Genomic DNA, 15,414 nt, shown 5'->3' with positions numbered 1-15,414 from the left:
GCCGTCACCCGTTCGCCGTATCCCGGTTGCCCCGAGGTGCGGACGTGCCCGCAGGCTTCTACCGTCGTACAGCCCCGATCGCCGCCCACAGACAGGACTCCCGTGCCCCCGACCGAGTCCCGCACCCCGGAGCGCTCGGCTCTGGGCCGCCGGTACCAGCTGGAGCAGCAGCTCGGGCGCGGTGGGTCGGGCGAGGTCTTCCGGGCGACGGACGTCCGCCTGCAGCGCGCGGTGGCCCTCAAGCTGTTCGCGATCGGTGCCGCCACGCCGCAGGACATCCGGCGCTACGCGCACGAAGCCCGCGTGCTGTCCTCCCTCACGCACCCGAGCCTGGTCGCGCTCCTCGACGTCGGCGCCGACGTCCTCCCCGACGGGGGTCCCGTGGCCTTCCTCGTCATGGAGCTGGTCGACGGTCGCACCCTGCGCGACACGATCGCCGACGGCCCGCTCACGCCGTCTCTCACGGCCGACGTCGGACGGCAGCTCGCACTCGCGCTCGGGCACGCCCACGGTGCCGGTGTGGTGCACCGCGACGTCAAGCCGTCCAACGTCCTGGTCGCGGCGGACCGGTCCGCCGGCGGGCGCCTCGACGCACCGTGGATGCCCGTCGTGCTGGCCGACTTCGGCATCGCCGTGACGACCGCGAGCGCTCCCGAAGCGCCGCGCGGCACGTCGGGGACTGCCGGGTACCAGAGCCCGGAGCAGGCGCTGGGCCACCCCGCGGGCCCGGCGAGCGACGTCTACTCGCTCGGCCTCGTCCTGCTCGAGTGCCTGACGGGCGTGCGCGCCTACCCGGGCGACCCGCTGACCAGCTCGCTCGCGCGCCTGCTCGACCCCGTCGAGGTCCCCGCACGGTTCGGCCGGGACTGGAGCCGGCTGCTGCTGGCGATGACCGCCGAGGACCCTGCCGCCCGCCCGGTGCCCGCCGTCGTCGCCGCAGAGCTGCGGGCGCTACGCGTCTGAGTCGGCGTCGGGGATCCCCGCCTGGGCCGCACGCAGCTTGTCGGTGAGGGCCCGCAGCGTCGCCAGCTCCTGCGTGTCCAGCGCGCCGCCGACGAGGCGCCGGATGGTGCGCACGTGCCGGCGGCCGATCTCGCGCTGCACCCGCCAGCCGTCCGCGGTCAGGCCGACCGCCACCCCTCGCGCGTCGCCCTCGACCGGGCCACGCGTCACCAGGCCTGCCAGCTCGAGCCGCTCGACCATCCGGGAGAGGCTCGGCTGCGTGAGCAGGCTGTTCTCCCCCAGGTCGCGCAGACGCGCGGTGCCGTCGACGCAGCCCGACAGGGTGAACAGGACGTCGTACTCGCGGATGCTCAGGTCACCCCAGACGTCGTCGCGCTGGAAGCGCCGCATGAGCGCCACCTGCGCGCGGAACAGCGACTCCCACGCCTCGGCGGCCTCCCGTGTCCCGGGCAGCTCCCGTGCGTTGTCGGTCATCGACTCACACTCCCACTTTCATGCATACGTATCGATCATCGACTCAACCACGTCGCCACCTGGGGTGTTCCACGCCCTGCGCTATCGAAAGTGTCGTGCGCCGGATACTGAAATGTTTCGGTACCTCGCGGCGCCCCCCTCCGACGACCACTGTGCGATCCGGCACCTGGCTTCAACGAGGAGGAACCCCCATGGCCGTCACACGCCCCCCTGCCCACAACCGGCGCCGAGCCGCGACCCGCACCATCGCCGTCGCGCTCGCAGCCACGATCGCCGTCGGCGCCGCCGCCGTCGCGATCCCCGCCGCCCAGGCAGCGACCACCCTGAAGGACCTGGCGACCGCGGCCGGCAAGGACATCGGCTTCGCGCTCGACCCGAACCGGCTCTCGGAGTCGGCCTACAAGTCCATCGCCGACAGCGAGTTCAACCTCGTCGTCGCCGAGAACGCGATGAAGTGGGACGCCACCGAGCCGTCGCAGAACTCGTTCAGCTACGGCTCCGGCGACCAGGTGGCCAGCTACGCGGCCAGCACGGGCAAGGAGCTCTACGGCCACACGCTCGTGTGGCACTCGCAGATGCCGGGCTGGACCAACAACCTGTCCGGGACGGCCCTCGAGTCGGCGATGAAGAACCACGTCACCAACGTCGCGACGCACTTCAAGGGCAAGGTCTCGTCGTGGGACGTGGTCAACGAGGCGTTCGGTGAGAACGGCGAGCGCCGCTCCGACTCGCCGCTCCAGCAGAAGATCGGCGACGGGTACATCGAGACGGCGTTCCGGACGGCGCGGGCCGCGGACCCGAACGCCAAGCTGTGCATCAACGACTACAACACCGACGCCATCAACTCGAAGAGCACCGCGATCTACAACCTCGTCCGGGACTTCAAGTCCCGGGGCGTGCCGATCGACTGCGTCGGGTTCCAGTCCCACCTGATCACAGGGCAGGTCCCGTCGTCCATGCAGCAGAACCTGCAGCGCTTTGCCGACCTGGGCGTGGACGTGCGGATCACCGAGCTCGACATCCGCATGACGATGCCCTCGGACTCCTCCAAGCTGGCCACGCAGGCTGCCGACTACAAGAAGGTCTTCCAGATCTGCAACGCGGTCAGCCGCTGCCAGGGTGTGACCATCTGGGGCATCACCGACAAGTACTCGTGGGTCCCCGGCGTCTTCTCCGGACAGGGCGCCGCCCTGGTCTGGGACGACAACTACAACAAGAAGCCCGCGTACGACGCCATCGCCTCGGCCTTCGGCGGGATCACCCCGACGGCCACGCCGACGGTGACCCCGACGGTCACCCCGACGCCGACCGTCACGCCGACGCCCACCGTCACCCCCACCACACCGACCGGCGGATGCCAGGTGTCCTACAGCGTCAACCAGTGGAATACCGGCTTCACCGCCAACGTCACCGTGAAGAACACCTCGACCAGCGCCGTCAACGGCTGGACGCTGACGTTCAGCTTCCCGTCGGGCCAGACCGTCACCCAGGCGTGGAGCTCGGTGACAACGCAGTCCGGCTCCGCGGTCACGGTGAAGAACGCGGCCTGGAACGGCTCGATCCCTGCGGGCGGCAGCCAGCAGTTCGGGTTCAACGGCTCGCACACCGGCACGAACACCGCACCGAGCTCGTTCAGCCTCAACGGCACGGCCTGCTCGCGGGCCTGACGAACACCGCCTGACGAACACCGCCTGACGCACCCGGCCCGGGACCCGCACAGGGTCCTGGGCCGGTGCGCGTCACCTGCGGATACGCTGACGCGATGACGACCGAGGCAGCGCCGCGCACCACATACCTCCTGGTCGACGGCGAGAACATCGACGCGACCCTCGGCTCGTCCATCCTCGGCGGCCGGCCCACCCCCGAGCAGCGGCCCCGCTGGGAGCGCGTGCTGACCTTCGCGCAGCAGGCGTTCGACCAGCCCGTGAAGGCGCTGTTCTTCCTCAACGCCTCGAGCGGCTCGCTGCCCATGTCGTTCGTGCAGGCGCTGCTGGCCATCGGCTTCCAGCCGATCCCGCTGTCGGGCGAGTCGTACGAGAAGGTCGTCGACATCGGCATCAAGCGCACGCTGGACGCCATCGCGGGCCGCGGGGGCGACGTGCTCCTCGCCAGCCACGACGGCGACTTCGCGCCCGAGCTGGAGACGCTCGTCGACGACGAGGACCGTCGCGTGGGCCTCCTGGCGTTCCGCGAGTTCACGAGCACGCAGCTGTCGGCCCTCGTCGCGAAGGGTCTGGAGACCTTCGACCTGGAGAGCGACGTGGCCGCGTTCAACGTGCAGCTGCCCCGCCTGCGGATCATCCCGCTCGACGAGTTCGACCCGCTGCGCTACCTCTGAGGGCCTCGCGCGGGCCCTTCGCACGAGGGAGGTCACGGCGGCATAACGATGTACCTGCTACCGGTGCCCTTTTACCTAGTACCGCGTGGCTCAGATGCTTTGTGCGCTGGTAGACAGTGCGCTGGTCCCGCCCGAGATGTCTGCTGACCTGCATCGTCAATGGCGACGGTGCAGGTCAACAGCGCCTCGGGCGCGCCACTCACCAGCAGCACTGCCCGGACGGTCTCCCCGTCCGGACCAGTCACCACGACGAGGTGGTCATGAAGCGTCACATCTTGGCGGGGCTCGTCCTCGCGGTCCTCACGACGGCGATCGTCCTGTTCTCCGGACCGGAGCTGCAGGGCGTCGCCCTGCTCGGTGCCGCGCTCGGCGGCGCCCTGGGTCTCGTGCCCGACCGCTCCCCCGCGCAGCGCGCCGCGGGCTTCGGGGTCGGGTTCCTCGCCGCCTGGCTCGGCTACGGGCTGCGTGCCGCGGTCCTGCCCGACGCAGCCGCGGGCCGCGCGATCGCGGTCCTCGTCGTCGTGCTGGTCTGCCTCGGTGTCGCCGGCCTCACGCGGGGCAGGCTGCCGCTGTGGTCCGCGCTGCTCGGTGCCGCCGCGATGGCCGGCGCCTACGAGGCGACCTACGCGGCCGACCCGTCCTCGTTCGTCACCTCGTCCGCCACGACCGCGACGTCCATCCTGCTCGCCGCCGGAGCCGGGTTCCTGGCCACGTCCCTGCTCGGCGTCGTCGTCGTGCAGGACCGCGAGGAGGAGCGTGCCGCCGAGGCAGCCGCCGAGTCGCCGCTGTTCGCGCCGACCGAGCCGCCCGTCGGCGAGTACGAGGGCGCGGGCAACCACGCCCCCGCGCGCCCCTACACCGCCGCCGAAGCCCCCCGTCGGGGCCTGCCCGCCACCCGTCCCCTCGACCCCCAGCCGGAGGCCTGACGTGCGACGCACGACCACCACCGCGACCGCCGCCGCCATCCTTCTTCCCCTCCTCGTCGGCACCGCGGCGTCCCCCGCGCTCGCCGCCGACTCGGGCGACGTGGCCGTCACCAACACCGAGACCGTGCAGGCGCGCCTGTCCGCCACCGGTGTGTTCCAGGGCGCCCGCGTCTACGAGCAGCTCGCGCTGACCGGCCACGGCACCGCGACCATCGAGAACCCCGTCTCCACCGACGGGCTGCGCAACCTGGACGGCTTCGGCGGCTACACAGTGGTCGACGGCAAGCTGGTCAGCACGCTGGCCGTCGACGGCGAGCGGCGCGAACGCTCCCTGAGCACCTACGACAAGGACCTCCCGCTCACCGTCGAGATCACCTACACGTTCGACGGCAAGGCGGTGCAGCCCGGCACCGTCGTCGGCAAGTCCGGCACGCTCGGCGTGCACTTCAAGGTGACCAACGTGACCGGCAAGACCCAGGACGTCACCTACGACGACGGCACCGGCACGATGGCCACCGCCTCCGCCGAGACGGTCATCCCCATGATCGGCCAGCTGGTCACCGTCCTGCCGTCCACGTTCACCGACGTGCAGTCCGACGAGGCGGGCATCGCCGGCGACGGCCGCGGCGGCACCCGCATGCAGTTCCAGATGACCCTGTTCCCGCCCATCGGGTCCGCGACAGCCGAGTTCGGCTACACGGCGAAGGTCAGCCACGCGGTCATCCCGAAGGCCACCCTCACGTCCATGCCCGTCTCCCCGCTCGAGTACCCCTCGTTCAAGGGCGGCGCGGCCAGCTACCAGGCGGGCGCGCAGAAGGGCGTGGACCTCACGTCCGGCGCGATGCAGATCGACGACTCCGTCCTGAAGCTGCACGACGGCGCCGCCCAGCTGCTCGCGGGGCTGCTCCAGCTGCGCGACGGCGCGGAGACGCTCTCGGACGGGCTCAACGACGAGGCCGCACCGGGCGCCGCCGAGCTGTCCGCCGGACTGAACGGGAAGGCCGCTCCCGGAGCCGCCCGCCTCGCCGCCGGCCTGAACAACCAGCTGGCCCCCGGGGCCCAGCAGCTGGCCGCCGGTCTCACCAAGGATGCTGCCCCCGGGGCGGCGGCCCTCGCCCTCGGCGCCGGTCAGCTCGACACCGGCCTCGCGCAGGCGCGGGCGAAGGCTCCCGAGCTGCTCGCCGGCCTGACCCAGGTCTCGGGCGGTCTCGCGAACGTCGATGCCGGGCTGGCCCTGCTGTACGACAAGGTCGGGGCCGCAGGCGCCGACACCGCACCCCTGCGCGGCGGTCTGGCCGTGCTGCGCAGCAAGATCGGTACGCCGGCGAGCCCGGGACCGCTGCTCGGCGGCCTCCAGCTGCTGCAGTCGCAGACGACGACCTCGGCAACGTCCGCTGCGACCATCGCCGGGGTCGCGGGCGCCAAGGCCACCGCACTGGCGGACGAGGTCGACAACCTCGACGACCTGGCGGCCCTGCTGTCCGACCCGGCCCAGCAGGCCGAGCTCGCGGCGATCGCCGACCGGATCGCCGACACGAGCCCCGCGTCGATCGCGACCGACGCGGGCGGACTGGCGACCAGCCTCCAGGGCTCTGCGACTCTCGCCGCCCAGCTCCAGTGCGGACTCACCGGCGAGCCGTCGTTCTGCCCCCGCGACAAGGACGGCAACGTGACGCCCGGCCTGCTCCAGGGTCTCGTCGGGATCGACGCGGGTGTCGCCACTCTCGTCGCGACGGTGCAGGGCAGCATCGCCAGCTCGGACCCGAAGGCCGCGACCCTGCGGGCCGGCGTCAAGCAGCTCCAGGCAGGAACCGGCTCGCTGACCACGGGTGGCAACACCCTCGTGCAGGGGCTGGGCGACCTCGGTGCCGGCGCGACGAAGCTGAACGCCGGTGCGGACTCGCTGTCGAAGGGCCTCGCCACCGCGGCGACGGGATCGGCAGCGCTCGCCGCCGGGCTCCAGGACGCCGCGACGGGTTCCAGCACGCTCTCGGCCGGGATCGGCGATGCCGCGGTCGGCTCCCAGCAGCTCGCCGTCGGCCTCCAGAGCGCAGCCGACGGGTCCACGCAGCTGTCCGACGGGCTCACCACGGCCGCAGACGGTGCGCCGAAGCTCGTCGACGGCACCCAGCAGCTGTCCGACGAGGGCACCTCGCAGGTGGTCGTCAGCGGGCAGGGCACCGCCGAGGACTTCGGGGTGAAGTACGCGGTGCTCAGCGCGGGCGCCGAGCGTGCGCAGACCGAGGGCATGGCCTACGGCGCACCGGACGGTGCGGCGGGGTCCACGGCGTACTCGATCGAGATCGCCGGGGTCGACGGCAACGGGGCCAGCTCGGTCGGGCGCCTCATCCTGGCGGTCGTCCTGTTCGCCGCCGGGATCGGGCTCGCGACGCTCGCGCGGCGCCGGTTCGTCTGATCGACCATCGACGGCGGGCCACCCAGGCGGGTGGTCCGCCGTCGGCGTCTCTAGCCGCCGAAGCCCGAGGCCAGCGCGTCGTCGATCAGCTGCTCGACCTGCGCGCGGTGCTCCCCCGTGAAGAGCTCGACGCCGTGCGCGCTGCCACTGAGCTCGAGGAACGTGGCGGGATCGTCCGCCCGTGAGACCAGCTTCGACGACAGAGCGGGCACGCTGCGGTCCTCGGTGGAGGCGATCACGAGGAGCGGTCCGGTGTAGCTGCTCGACGCCGAGCGTGCGTCGTGCCCGTCGTACTCCGCCGGCGGGCCGAGGGCGACGACGGTGACCGGGTCGAGCTCGTCGGCCAGGGCGGCGGAGTACATGCCGCCCTTCGAGGCGCCCACGAACGCGACCTCCGTCGCGCCGACCCCGCGCAGCACGTCGACGGCGTCGATGAACGAGCGCTCACCATCCCCGGACCAGCCGAACGTCGCGACGAGGTAGCCCTCCTCGACCAGCCGGACGAGCTGCTGCGCCCACTGGCACACCTGGCCGTCGCTCTGGGGGGCGAGCACCACGCCGCGGGTACCGGAACCCGCGAAGGCCACCAGCGTCGGGTCGTCCTCGGGCCCGGTCGTGACCGCCGCGGCGCCCTCCGGCAGGCACGTCGGCCGGTCCGCGGGCCGCATCGACGCGACGATGCCGGTCGGTGCGGACGGGGTGGTCGAGGGTGCGGCAGTGTCGTCGGTCGGCGCGGTGCACGCGACGAGGACGAGCGCGGCTGCCGCGACGGCAGCGGCGACGGCGGGCCGGAGGGTGGGCATCCCCCGTTCCTAGAGGTACGGAACGGTTCGGGGCAACCCATGTCTCACGTCAGGTGGCGGCGTCGTACCTGTCGAGCACGATCTGCACGAGGCGCTCGTCGGGCGCGAGCGGGGCGGCGACGACGTCGGCCCCCGCCTCCATCACGCGGTCGTAGAAGTAGCCCGGTGCCAGCAGGTACGAGGCCACGACGACCCGGCCGCCGGGCGGCGCGTCGGCGCGTGCGGTGGCGACGGCCGCGGGCACGCGCGGTTCCGCGCCGGCCCCGTAGCCGATGGTCACCGGCTGCTCGAGCCGGTCCGCCAGACCGGCCGCGACCGACTCCACCGCGAGCGCGGCCGCGGGGTCGGTGGACCCGGCGGCGGCGAGCACGACGGAGTCGTCGGGGGCGAGGCCCGCGGTCTCGAGGCGGTCGACGAGGATGTCGACGAGCCGCGGGTCCGGGCCGAGCGGTGCGGCGGCGGTGGCGCCGGGCTGGTCGACCGCTGCGGCGATGTCGACCTTCACGTGGAAGCCGACCGACAGCAGCAGCGGCACGACGACGGCGCCGGACGCGTCGCTGTCGAGGGCGTGCGCGACGACGTCGGCGACCTCGGGCTCCTGGACGTCCACGAACGCCTCGCGGACGTCGAGATCGGGCCGGTAGGCTGCCACGCCGGTGAGGATCGAGCGGACGGCGGCCCGCCCGTCGGCGTCGTCAGTGCCGTGCGAGCACCCGACGAGCACGGGAGCGTCGAGGTCTCCGCGCGGGCCGTCGGGAGCAGGGCCGCGGGCGTGCAGTGCGTTCGTCATCAGACCTCCTCCAGCTGGAGACGGTATCCCCTCTTGACCACCGTGCGGATCAGCTGGCGGCTCCCTGTCGCGTCACGCAGCCGCGCGATGGCCACCTCGGCGGCGTGCGGGTCCTGCGAGTCCCCGGGCAGCGCGGCCAGCACCTGATCCCGCGGCACCACGGCCCCACCTGCGGCGGCCAGCAGCCGGAGGACCTCCAGCCCCGTCGGGGTCAGTGCGAGCACGTGCCCGTCGAGCACCGCGGTCCCGCGGTGCACCTGGAGCGGGCCCGCGATGGTCTGCAGCGCTTGGAGCCCGCCGTAGTGTCCGACCAGTGTCCGGACCAGCGCGCCCAGGCGGCCACGTTCGGGCACCAGGGGCTCGATGCCGCGGTCCTGCAGCGGCTTCGCGGTGATCGGTCCGACCGCCGCCATCACGACGCTGCCACGACGGGCGAGCGACGCGATGTCGTCGATGACGCCGGCCTCGTCGGCCGCCTCGAGCCAGGCGTGCGCACCGGGAGCGGAGGTGAAGACGACCGCGTCGATCTCGCCGGCGGCCACGCCCCGGACCGAGGCGGTCACCACGGACGGGTCCGGCGGCGGACCCCAGCGGTACACGACGAGGCTGCGGACCCGCGCACCCGCGGCGGCGAACGCCTCGTCGAGGCCGTCCGCGCCGGCACCGTGGTGCTGGACGGCGATGTCGCGACCGGCGACCCCCTCGTCCAGGAGCACCTCCGCGATCTCGGCGCTCGTCTCGGACTCCGCGACCCAGTCGGCGGTGAGCCCGGCGGCCTGGATCGCGCCGCGCGCCTTCGGTCCACGGGCGACGATCCGGGTGCCCTTGAGCATCTGCACGAGCGGCTCGTCGAGCCCCGCCGCGTCCGCCGCCTCGATCCAGCCGCGGAACCCGATACCGGTGGTCACCACCACGGTGTCCGGCGGGTGGGCCAGCAGCGACCGCGTGCCCTCGAGCAGCCGGGCGTCGTCGATGTGGGGCACCATGCTCAGCGCCGGGGCGTGCCGGACTGAGGCACCTCGGCGACCCAGTGCGGCGGCGAGCTCGGCCGACCGGCGGTCGGCGGTGATGAGCACGACGAGGCCCGCGAGGGTCTGGTCGATAGGTTCGCTCACGTGGCCATTGTGACGGCCCCGGAGGCCGATGCGTCCGGCGACTCGGTCGTGTGAGCGGCGTCACCATGGTCGGGCTCGAGGAGCCCGGCCGCGGCCACGGCACCCAGGACGATGACGGCAGGTGCGCGCACGCCGGCGGCGCCTGCGACGTCGACCACGTCGTCCAGGCGCGCCCGCGTGACGCGCTGACCGGGCAGGGTGCCCTCCTCGACCAGGGCGACCGGCGTGGCCGGGTCCGCGCCGGCGTCGAGCGCCTGCGTGGCCAGGGTCGCCAGCGCACTCACGCCCATGAGGACGACGACCGTGCACGACCCGTCCCGCAGACCCGTGAGTGCTGCCGACGACCAGCCGTCGTGCCCGTTCATCACGTGCACGGCACCGACCGTGCCGCGGTGCGTCAGGGGGATGCCGGCGGCGGCGGGCGCGGCGAACGCGCTGCTCACCCCGGGGATGACCTCGACGGGCACGTCGGCCTCCCGGCAGGCGAGCACCTCCTCGCCGCCCCGGCCGTACACGAACGGGTCCCCGCCCTTGAGCCGGACGACGACCCGGCCACGCTGGGCCTGCTCGACCAGGATCCGGCCGATCTCGTGCTGCGGCACCGGGTGGTGGCCGGGCGTCTTGCCGACGTCGATGATCTCGACCCCGGGCGCCAGCTCGTCGAGCACGGCGACCGGTCCGAGCCGGTCGGTGACCACGACGTCCGCCTCGGCGAGCGCGCGGCGGCCGGCCAGCGTGAGCAGCCCGACGTCGCCCGGTCCCCCGCCGACCAGCACGACGCGGCCCGCGTGCGCGCGGCGGTGCCGCAGGTCGACGTGCCCCTCGCGCAGCCGGGCGGCGAGCGCGTCGCGCACGGCGACCGTGCGCCGCGGGTCCGCCGCACCCGTCGAGACCACGCCCACCAGGACGTCGCCCTGCTGGGTGGTCGCGGGCGTGCGGGCCGAGCCGGCGGCGCCGGAGCCTGCGTCGACGCAGAACGTCTGACGCTCCGTGGCCCAGGCGAGCACGGCGGCGTCCGTCGAGCGGTCTCCCGTGGCGGTGTGCACCAGCCAGGCACCGTCGAGGTCGGACTCCTCCACCTCCCGGGCCCGCCACTCGATCAGGCCCCAGCGGTGCAGGTCGAGGAGCACCTCGCACAGCTGCGGCGCGACGACGACCACCGTGGCGGCGTCGGCGAGCAGCGACTGCACACGGCGCGCAGCCACGGGTCCGCCACCGACGACGAGCACGCGGCGGCCGGTCAGCTGGAGCCCGAGCATCGTGGTCACGAGCCCACCTCCACGAGGCCGTCGCGCAGCCGGACGGGCCAGGTGCGCAGGTCGGGGTCCAGGTCCCGGGCCGGCGTCTTGCCCGCGACATCCAGGCACCGGCCCGTCGTCAGGTCGAACACCTGCTTGTACATCGGGGAGGCGACCGTCGGTACCTCGGCGCCCTCGACGAACCGGGAGCCGACGATGCCCCGCGAGATGACGAACGCGTCGCTGAACGGGTCGTGCTGCTGGACCGCCAGCACGCGACCGTCGAGGAGCCGGAACAGGGCGACCTGGTCGGCGCCGAGCAGTGCGGCGGCACCACGCTCGGGCGCGAGGTCGTCGAACCGGCAGACCGTCGTCCACACGATCGTCTCCAGCGCGGTCATGAGCGCACCTCCAGTCGGGCTCCGGCGACGAGAACGGGTTCGTGGTGCGGCGTCGGGCGGGCGTGACGACGCTCGTCGGCGGTGGCCGGCCGGGACTGGCCGCGCTCCGGCACGTACGCCAGCGACGGGTCGGGGGTGTCGGGTGCGTTGACGAAGGACGCGAACCGGCGGAGCTTCTCCGGGTCCTCGAGCGTGGCGCGCCACTCGTCCTCGTACTCCACGACGTGCTGCGCCATCTGCTCGTCGAGGTCCGCGGCGATGCCGAGCGAGTCCTCCATGACGACCGCGCGGACGCCGTCGAGACCGCCCTCGACGTCCTCGATCCACGGCGCCGTGCGCTGCAGCCGGTCCGCCGTGCGCACGTAGTAGAGGAGGAACCGGTCGATGGTGCGGACCAGCGTCTCGGTGTCCAGGTCCTCTGCCAGCAGCTGCGCGTGCCGCGGCGTGAAGCCGCCGTTGCCGCCGACGTAGACGTTCCAGCCCTTGTCGGTCGCGATGACGCCGACGTCCTTGCCGCGGGCCTCCGCGCACTCGCGCGCGCAGCCCGAGACGCCCAGCTTGATCTTGTGCGGCGAGCGCAGACCGCGGTACCGCAGCTCGAGCATCACCGCGAGCGCCACCGAGTCCTGCACCCCGAACCGGCACCACGTGGAGCCCACGCAGGACTTCACGGTGCGCAGGGACTTGCCGTACGCGTGGCCGGACTCGAACCCGGCGTCGACCAGGCGCTGCCAGATGAGGGGCAGCTGGTCGATGCGGGCGCCGAACATGTCGATCCGCTGGCCCCCGGTGATCTTGGTGTACAGCCCGAAGTCCTTGGCCACCTCGCCGATCGCGATGAGCCCCTCGGGCGTCACCTCGCCGCCGGCGATGCGCGGGACCACCGAGTACGAGCCGTCCTTCTGGAGGTTGGCCATGACGTGGTCGTTGGTGTCCTGCAGCGTGGCCCGCTCGCCCTCGAGGACGTGCGCCGGGGACGTCGTCGCCAGGATCGACGCGACCGTCGGCCGGCAGATGTCGCAGCCACGCCCCTCGGCGCGGGTGCCGAACCGCTCGATGACCTGCGTGAACGACGAGACGTCACTGACCCGGACCGCGTCGTACAGCTGCGCGCGGGACAGGGCGAAGTGCTCGCACAGCGCGGTGCTGACCTCGATGCCCTGCGCTGCCAGCTCGGTGGTGACCAGCTTCTTGACCAGCGGCAGGCACGAGCCGCAGCTGGTGCCCGCCTTGGTGCACGCCTTGACCGCGCCGAGGTCGGTGCACGCGTGGTCGGTGACCGCGCCGCGGATGGTGCCGGCCGAGACGTTGTTGCACGAGCAGACGGCGGCGTCGTCGGGCAGCTCCAGCTCCGGCGCTCCCCCGCCACCCTCGGGCAGCAGGAACGCGGCCGGGTCGCCCGGCAGCTCGCGCCCGAGCATCGGGCGCAGGCTCGAGTACGCGCTGGCGTCGCCGACGAGCACGCCGCCGAGCAGGGTGCGGGCGTCGTCGGACATGACGAGCTTCTTGTAGACGCCCCCCACCGGGTCGGCCCAGACGATCTCGAGGGCGCCGGGCGTCTCGCCGAACGCGTCGCCGAAGCTGGCGACGTCGACGCCGGAGAGCTTGAGCTTGGTCGCGGTGTCCGCGCCGGGGAACTCCGAGGTGCCGCCCAGCAGACGGTCGGCGGTGATCTCCGCCATCGCGTAGCCGGGGGCGACGAGCCCGATCGTGGCGCCCTGGATGCAGGCGACCTCGCCGACCGCCGAGATGTCGAGGTCGCTGGTCAGGCAGGTGTCGTCGACGACGATCCCGCCGCGCGCGCCGATCTCGAGGCCAGACGTGCGGCCCAGCTCGTCGCGCGGCCGCACCCCGGCGGCGATCACGACGACGTCCGCGTCGACCCGGCCGCCGTCGGCCAGGTCCAGCCGACCCACGCCCCCGCGCCGGTGCGGGCGGATCTTCGTGGTCATCGCGTTCAGGCGGACCCCGACACCGAGATTGTTGATGAGCCGTCGCAGCGCCTCGCCGCCGCCGAGGTCGACCTGCGTCGACATGAGGTGCGTGCCCACCTGCAGGACGGTCGTGCGGGCACCGAGCGCCTGGAGCGCACCGGCCGCCTCGAGCCCGAGCAGACCGCCACCGAGGACGGCTCCCTTGACCACCCGGTCCTCGGAGAGCTTCTCGACGTAACCGCGCAGCTCCGCGACGTCGTCGACGGTGCGGTAGACGAACACGCCCGGCAGGTCCGTGCCCTCGATCGGCGGGACCCAGGCCGACGAGCCCGTCGCCAGGACGAGGTGGTCGTAGTGCTCCGTGCGGCCGTGCGCGGTGGTCACCGTCTTCGCGTCACGGTCGATGTGCGTCACCGCGTCGTCGCGGACCAGGGTCACCAGCGGGTCGGACCACAGCTCCGGGTCGCCCAGGGCCAGGTCGTCGGCGTCGCGACCCGAGAAGTAGCTGGTGAGGGCGACGCGGTCGTACGGGCGGCGCGGCTCCTCGGCCAGAACGGTGATGCGCCAGGTGCCGGCGGTGTCGCGGTCACGCAACGCCTCGACCAGCCGCTGGGCGACCATGCCGCCGCCGACGACGACGAGGTGCTGGTTCATAGGGTGCTCCGTCGGGCTGGGGGGTGGGGCACGTCCCACGGTAGGAACGGGTTGTTTCCCCGAGGACGTCGCTCGGTTACCTGGGAGGAACCTTTCCCGCACACCGCGTCGGTGCCTGGTGTGAGAGTGAGGGCATGAGCCCCGTGATCGCCCTCCTGCGCGCCGTCAACGTCGGCGGTCGCACCGTGAAGTCGGCCCAGCTGCGCGAGGTCGCCGAGAGCCTCGGCCACACCCGGGTCACCACCTACGTGAACAGCGGGAACATCGTGCTCGTGCCCGCCGGAGCCGCCTCCGCCGTGGGCCCCGGACTGGCCGAGGCCCTCGTCGCCGAGCTCGGGTTCGACGTCCCCGTCGTGACCCGGACGCTGGAGCAGTGGGACGCCATCGTGGAGCGGCTCCCGTACCCCGAGGAGGCGTCCTCGGACCCCTCGCACGTGGTCCTGTACTGCTGGGACGGCGCCCCCGCGCGCACCGACCTCGACCCGACGCCGTACGGTCGCGAGAGCGTCGCGTTCGCCGGCCACGAGACCTACGCGTACTTCCCCGACGGCATCGGCCGCTCCAAGCTCACCCTCCCCGTGCTGGAGAAGGCGACCGGCCGGTCCGGGACCGCGCGCAACTGGAACACCGTGCTCGCGCTGCAGCGGCTCGCCCGTGAGCGCGCCTGACTAGCGTGGCGTCATGAGCACCCTGTTCACCAAGATCATCGCCGGGGACATCCCGGGCCGGTTCGTGTGGGCCGACGACGTCGCCGTGGCGTTCGGCACCATCGCCCCCATCACCGAGGGTCACATGCTCGTGGTCCCCCGCGCCGAGATCGCGCAGCTCACCGAGGCGCCCGATGACGTGCTGGCGCACCTGGTGCTCGTCGCCAAGACGATCGGGCAGGCGCAGCAGCAGGCCTGGTCCGCGCCGCGCGCCGCACTCCTCGTCGCCGGGTTCGAGGTCGCGCACCTGCACCTGCACGTCCTGCCCGCGTGGGACGAGGCGAGCCTGTCGTTCCGCAACGCCCGCTCCGACGTCCCCGCGGCCGAGCTGGACGCGGCGGCCGAACGGGTCCGGGCCGCCCTGCGCGACCAGGGCCACGCCGCCCACGTCCCGGCGACGCTGGGCAGCCCCGCACTCTGACCCCCGCAGCGTCCGCACGTTCGAGCGTCCGGACGACAGGATGCGCGGACGTCCCGTAGGCATGGCTGCAACGTCCGCACGTTCGAGCGTCCTGGCGACCGAATGTGCGGACGTCCTGCATCCACCATGGTGACGTCCGAGGAAGTGCGCGGTATCGCGGCCGGATGCTCGGACGTTGTGGTGTCAGATACACAGGGTCGGCGCGCAGGGTGGGTGACGACATCCGCCGTCCGT

14 protein-coding genes are annotated in these 15,414 nt (G+C 73.1%); 7 read left to right on the top strand and 7 right to left on the bottom strand.

Features of this window, described 5'->3' with window-relative positions:
- Positions 1-102 precede the first annotated feature (102 nt).
- The gene (locus J2X26_RS07500; protein ID WP_307491118.1) at positions 103-963 is read left to right on the top strand and encodes a serine/threonine-protein kinase; all 861 of its coding nucleotides are present in this window, start codon (positions 103-105) and stop codon (positions 961-963) included.
- Here J2X26_RS07500 and J2X26_RS07495 read toward each other — a convergent pair.
- Entirely contained in the window at positions 952-1,437 is a 486-nt protein-coding gene (locus J2X26_RS07495) for a MarR family winged helix-turn-helix transcriptional regulator (RefSeq protein ID WP_307491117.1), read from the bottom strand. The two genes, J2X26_RS07500 and J2X26_RS07495, sit on opposite strands and share 12 nt — an antisense overlap.
- Positions 1,438-1,628: 191 nt before the next feature.
- Here J2X26_RS07495 and J2X26_RS07490 point away from each other — a divergent pair, with 191 nt between their 5' ends.
- The 4 genes from J2X26_RS07490 (at position 1,629) to J2X26_RS07475 (ending at position 7,117) form a co-directional block, all read left to right on the top strand.
- A complete protein-coding gene (locus tag J2X26_RS07490) occupies positions 1,629-3,104 on the top strand; it encodes an endo-1,4-beta-xylanase (protein WP_307491116.1) in 1,476 nt (491 codons plus the stop codon).
- Between the two features lie 95 nt (positions 3,105-3,199).
- On the top strand, positions 3,200-3,775 hold the full coding sequence (locus tag J2X26_RS07485; RefSeq protein ID WP_307491115.1) for an NYN domain-containing protein: 576 nt from the start codon (positions 3,200-3,202) through the stop codon (positions 3,773-3,775).
- 260 nt (positions 3,776-4,035) lie between these two features.
- Positions 4,036-4,701, top strand: a complete 666-nt coding sequence (locus tag J2X26_RS07480; protein ID WP_307491113.1) for a hypothetical protein — start codon at positions 4,036-4,038, stop codon at positions 4,699-4,701.
- A 1-nt stretch (position 4,702) separates the two neighbouring features.
- Entirely contained in the window at positions 4,703-7,117 is a 2,415-nt protein-coding gene (locus J2X26_RS07475; protein WP_307491112.1) for a hypothetical protein, read from the top strand.
- Positions 7,118-7,167: 50 nt separating this feature from the next.
- Here the strand turns inward: J2X26_RS07475 and J2X26_RS07470 are convergent, their stop codons facing one another.
- From J2X26_RS07470 to nirB, 6 genes are read right to left on the bottom strand one after another with little or no spacing between them, the layout of a single operon-like run.
- On the bottom strand, positions 7,168-7,920 hold the full coding sequence (locus tag J2X26_RS07470) for a hypothetical protein (protein WP_307491111.1): 753 nt from the start codon (positions 7,918-7,920) through the stop codon (positions 7,168-7,170).
- Positions 7,921-7,969: 49 nt separating this feature from the next.
- Positions 7,970-8,710: a sirohydrochlorin chelatase gene (locus J2X26_RS07465; RefSeq protein ID WP_307491109.1), complete on the bottom strand. Its 741-nt coding sequence runs from the start codon at positions 8,708-8,710 to the stop codon at positions 7,970-7,972.
- The gene (locus tag J2X26_RS07460; RefSeq protein WP_307491107.1) at positions 8,710-9,825 is read right to left on the bottom strand and encodes a uroporphyrinogen-III synthase; all 1,116 of its coding nucleotides are present in this window, start codon (positions 9,823-9,825) and stop codon (positions 8,710-8,712) included. Before J2X26_RS07460 ends, J2X26_RS07465 begins: the two co-directional genes overlap by 1 nt.
- The gene (cobA, locus tag J2X26_RS07455; protein ID WP_439897838.1) at positions 9,822-11,084 is read right to left on the bottom strand and encodes a uroporphyrinogen-III C-methyltransferase; all 1,263 of its coding nucleotides are present in this window, start codon (positions 11,082-11,084) and stop codon (positions 9,822-9,824) included. The genes J2X26_RS07460 and cobA overlap by 4 nt, the downstream gene beginning before the upstream one ends.
- A gap of 5 nt (positions 11,085-11,089) precedes the next feature.
- Positions 11,090-11,464: a nitrite reductase small subunit NirD gene (nirD, locus tag J2X26_RS07450; RefSeq protein WP_307491104.1), complete on the bottom strand. Its 375-nt coding sequence runs from the start codon at positions 11,462-11,464 to the stop codon at positions 11,090-11,092.
- Positions 11,461-14,052: a nitrite reductase large subunit NirB gene (gene nirB / locus J2X26_RS07445; RefSeq protein WP_307491103.1), complete on the bottom strand. Its 2,592-nt coding sequence runs from the start codon at positions 14,050-14,052 to the stop codon at positions 11,461-11,463. The genes nirD and nirB overlap by 4 nt, the downstream gene beginning before the upstream one ends.
- Positions 14,053-14,186: 134 nt before the next feature.
- Here nirB and J2X26_RS07440 point away from each other — a divergent pair, with 134 nt between their 5' ends.
- Both J2X26_RS07440 and J2X26_RS07435 read left to right on the top strand, forming a co-directional pair.
- Positions 14,187-14,720, top strand: a complete 534-nt coding sequence (locus J2X26_RS07440) for a DUF1697 domain-containing protein (protein WP_307491102.1) — start codon at positions 14,187-14,189, stop codon at positions 14,718-14,720.
- Positions 14,721-14,733: 13 nt separating this feature from the next.
- The gene (locus J2X26_RS07435) at positions 14,734-15,180 is read left to right on the top strand and encodes an HIT family protein (protein WP_307491101.1); all 447 of its coding nucleotides are present in this window, start codon (positions 14,734-14,736) and stop codon (positions 15,178-15,180) included.
- Positions 15,181-15,414 lie beyond the last annotated feature (234 nt).

The organism is Cellulomonas humilata (assembly GCF_030814415.1).
Lineage (GTDB): Bacteria > Actinomycetota > Actinomycetes > Actinomycetales > Cellulomonadaceae > Cellulomonas > Cellulomonas humilata_A.
The sequence above is the reverse complement of the archived record's forward strand: the minus strand, read 5'-3'. Positions and strand labels throughout refer to the sequence as shown.

Coding starts and splice junctions, on each gene's coding strand:
- J2X26_RS07495 (WP_307491117.1), bottom strand. CDS start 1,437: ATGACCGACAACGCACGGGAGCTGCCCGGGACACGGGAGGCCGCCGAG.
- J2X26_RS07490 (WP_307491116.1), top strand. CDS start 1,629: ATGGCCGTCACACGCCCCCCTGCCCACAACCGGCGCCGAGCCGCGACC.
- J2X26_RS07485 (WP_307491115.1), top strand. CDS start 3,200: ATGACGACCGAGGCAGCGCCGCGCACCACATACCTCCTGGTCGACGGC.
- J2X26_RS07480 (WP_307491113.1), top strand. CDS start 4,036: ATGAAGCGTCACATCTTGGCGGGGCTCGTCCTCGCGGTCCTCACGACG.
- J2X26_RS07470 (WP_307491111.1), bottom strand. CDS start 7,920: ATGCCCACCCTCCGGCCCGCCGTCGCCGCTGCCGTCGCGGCAGCCGCG.
- J2X26_RS07465 (WP_307491109.1), bottom strand. CDS start 8,710: ATGACGAACGCACTGCACGCCCGCGGCCCTGCTCCCGACGGCCCGCGC.
- cobA (WP_439897838.1), bottom strand. CDS start 11,084: ATGCTCGGGCTCCAGCTGACCGGCCGCCGCGTGCTCGTCGTCGGTGGC.
- nirD (WP_307491104.1), bottom strand. CDS start 11,464: ATGACCGCGCTGGAGACGATCGTGTGGACGACGGTCTGCCGGTTCGAC.
- nirB (WP_307491103.1), bottom strand. CDS start 14,052: ATGAACCAGCACCTCGTCGTCGTCGGCGGCGGCATGGTCGCCCAGCGG.
- J2X26_RS07440 (WP_307491102.1), top strand. CDS start 14,187: ATGAGCCCCGTGATCGCCCTCCTGCGCGCCGTCAACGTCGGCGGTCGC.
- J2X26_RS07435 (WP_307491101.1), top strand. CDS start 14,734: ATGAGCACCCTGTTCACCAAGATCATCGCCGGGGACATCCCGGGCCGG.